The sequence below is a fragment of the uncultured Mycobacterium sp. genome (assembly GCF_964249325.1).
In the GTDB taxonomy this organism is placed as follows: Bacteria; Actinomycetota; Actinomycetes; order Mycobacteriales; family Mycobacteriaceae; genus Mycobacterium.
The window spans coordinates 7,840-10,577 of record NZ_CAXUCH010000152.1; the positions used below are offsets into that span (position 1 = coordinate 7,840).

Here is a 2,738-nt window from a genome sequence, read left to right on the forward strand (position 1 = left end):
CGGCGGTGACGACCGCCGAGCCGACCAGCTGCCACATGGTCGCCACCGGGATCGCACCGCCGCTGACGGTGTGCAGTTTGGCAAACAACGGCGCGAGGCTCCGGTGGCAGCGGTGCGCGACCCAGGTGGCCAACGCGGCTTCGCTCGGCAGCCGCACCACCGGCTCGCGCAGTTCGCGGTCGTCGGGCAACGCGCGCAGCGTCGCGTCGATCACCGCGACCCAGTCGATAGCACCCTCGGCGTCGACGTGTACCCACAGGTTTTCCAAACCGGGATCCCAGGCCCGGCCCTCGAAGACCACAAGAGCCACCACCCGTCCGAGCACGGTGTGTACCAGCGTGGCCGCCAGGTCCCGGGCCGCGGCCCGGCGGTCCATTCCGGCAGCGGCGTCGTCGAACATCACCTGAAGTCGGTCGGTGGTCAGGGCCGACGCCAGTGGCCACCAGCGGCGCCGGGAAACGTCGGCCAGCACCGCGACACCGTAGACGCGCGGGGCGGTCGGATACAGTTCGCGCAGCCGCCGACCCGATTCGTGCAGCGGCAGTGGTCGGTCGATAGTCATCGCCGCGATCAGCGGGTCGTCGCTGATAACAGTCACCACACCTCCCGAAAGGATCAGGTTAGGCTAACCTAATATGCGTTGCTGGAGGTAGTGTTGTGAACGCCGTCACAGCTGCAGGCCGATCTCACCGGCGGGTACCGCGCGGGATCTGGTTTGCCGATCGATCGGTTGTCACCGTGCGGCCATATCGATACGACGGTCGGTAGTAAGCGGGAGTAGTCTGATTGGGTCGCTTTAGGAGATGAAACGAATGGCCAAGCTGACGCGCCTGGGGGATCTGGAACGTGCGGTGATGGACCACTTGTGGTCCGCGCCCGAACCCCAAACTGTTCGCCAAGTCCATGAGGCGTTATCGGCGCAGCGCGACCTGGCCTACACCACTGTGATGACAGTGCTGCAACGGTTGGCCAAGAAGAATTTGGTCTCCCAAATTCGCGACGACCGCGCCCACCGCTACGCACCGATGCACAGCCGCGACGAACTGGTCGCCGGGCTGATGGTCGACGCGCTTGACCAGGCAGCGGACTCGGGTAGCCGGCAGGCGGCGCTGGTGCACTTTGTGGAACGCGTCGGCGCCGACGAGGCCGACGCGCTGCGGCGGGCGCTGGACGAACTAGAGGCCGGCCACCGCAAAACCCCACCTGCTAGCGCGGGCCCCGAGGGCTGAGGGACACTGGCAGCGTGTCCGCGCTGGCCTTCATCATTCTCGCGGCGCTGCTGGTCGGCCCGGTACCGGCCCTGCTGGCCCGCGCCAGGTGGCCGCTGCGGGCCCCGCGGGCCACGGTTGTGCTGTGGCAGGCCATTGCGCTTGCCGCGGTGCTTTCGGCGTTTAGCGCCGGCATCGCAATCGCCAGCCGGCTGCTGATGCCAGGCCCTGACGGGCGGCCCACCGCGAGCCCCCTCGGCGATATCGGGCGACTGGGCTGGCCGTTATGGACGCTGTACGTTGGGGTCTTCGCGGTTACTGTGCTGGTGGGCGCCCGGCTGGCGATCGCGGTGCTGAGAGTGGCCATTGGCACCCGACGACGCCGCGCCCATCACCGGATGCTGGTTGATCTGCTCGGCGCTCGGGCTGGGGCGCCCGCACAGACGGGCGCGCGGGCGCGCGACCTGCGCATCCTATGCGTGGCGCAACCGCTCGCCTACTGTCTGCCCGGGGTGCGTAGCCGCGTGGTGCTCAGCGAAGGGACATTTACCGCCCTCAGTGACGCCGAGGTCGCGGCGATACTCAGCCACGAGCGCGCACACCTGCGGGCGCGGCACGACCTGGTTCTCGAGGGCTTCACCGCGGTGCACGCCGCATTTCCCCGGTTGGTTCGCAGCGCAGGCGCGCTGGACGCAGTACAGCTGCTGGTCGAGCTGCTTGCCGACGACGCTGCGGTGCGCGCCGCCGGCCGCGCTCCCCTGGCCCGGGCGCTGGTGGCGTGCGCATCCGGGCGGACACCGTCGGCAGCGTTGGCCGCGGGCGGTCCCAGCACGCTGGTGCGCGTGCGGCGGCTATCCGGGCGCGGCAATAGCCGGATGCTGGCGGCGGCTGTCTATGCCGCCGCAGCAGCCGTGTTGGTGGTGCCGACAATAGCGCTGGCCATACCCTGGCTCATCGAACTGCAGCGACTGTTCATCGCCTAGCAAGCCGTCTAGCCTGACGGCTGAGGGAATACCTCCCGAGAGCCGAATCCCGCTGTGCCACAGTGATCGGTGAAAGGCTTGACGAAAGCCCCGAGCCGGGAGAGGCAAATAGATGAGCTCGTCGCAATCCACCGCTGGTGTCGGCACCGCACAGATCGGAGTCACCGGCCTGGCGGTGATGGGGTCGAACATCGCCCGCAACTTCGCCCGCCACGGCTACACCGTGGCACTGCACAACCGGACCGTCGCCAAGACCGACGCACTGCTGAAAGAGCACGGCTCTGAGGGCAACTTCGTACGCACCGAGACGATCCCGGAATTCCTTGGCGTACTGGAAAAACCGCGCCGCGTGCTGATCATGGTCAAGGCCGGCGACGCCACCGACGCCGTCATCGGCGAGCTCGCCGACGCGATGGAAGAAGGCGACATCATCATCGATGGGGGCAACGCGCTCTACACCGACACCATCCGCCGCGAGAAGGCGATGGCGCAACGCGGACTGCACTTCGTCGGCGCCGGCATCTCCGGCGGCGAGGAGGGCGCGCTG

The 2,738-nt window shown here is 68.2% G+C and carries 3 protein-coding genes and 1 pseudogene (1 of these 4 running past the window's edge); 3 read left to right on the top strand and 1 reads right to left on the bottom strand.

Features of this window, described 5'->3' with window-relative positions:
- A pseudogene (locus tag ACFE99_RS17285) lies at nt 1–598 on the bottom strand (iron reductase); it reaches 233 nt to the left of the window's first position.
- Between the two features lie 214 nt (nt 599–812).
- On the opposite strand from ACFE99_RS17285, the gene ACFE99_RS17290 reads away from it, so the two are divergent.
- From ACFE99_RS17290 to ACFE99_RS17300, 3 genes are all read left to right on the top strand, one after another.
- Complete coding sequence (locus ACFE99_RS17290) at nt 813–1,229, top strand: BlaI/MecI/CopY family transcriptional regulator (protein ID WP_375487408.1); 417 nt, start codon at nt 813–815, stop codon at nt 1,227–1,229.
- A gap of 14 nt (nt 1,230–1,243) precedes the next feature.
- Complete coding sequence (locus tag ACFE99_RS17295; protein ID WP_375487410.1) at nt 1,244–2,191, top strand: M56 family metallopeptidase; 948 nt, start codon at nt 1,244–1,246, stop codon at nt 2,189–2,191.
- 112 nt (nt 2,192–2,303) lie between these two features.
- On the top strand, nt 2,304–2,738 hold a 435-nt coding region (locus ACFE99_RS17300; RefSeq protein ID WP_375487412.1), incomplete at its 3' end, for an NAD(P)-binding domain-containing protein.

What these genes read in the sequence shown, in the direction of transcription:
- ACFE99_RS17290 (WP_375487408.1), top strand. Translation starts at nt 813, where the DNA reads ATGGCCAAGCTGACGCGCCTGGGGGATCTGGAACGTGCGGTGATGGAC.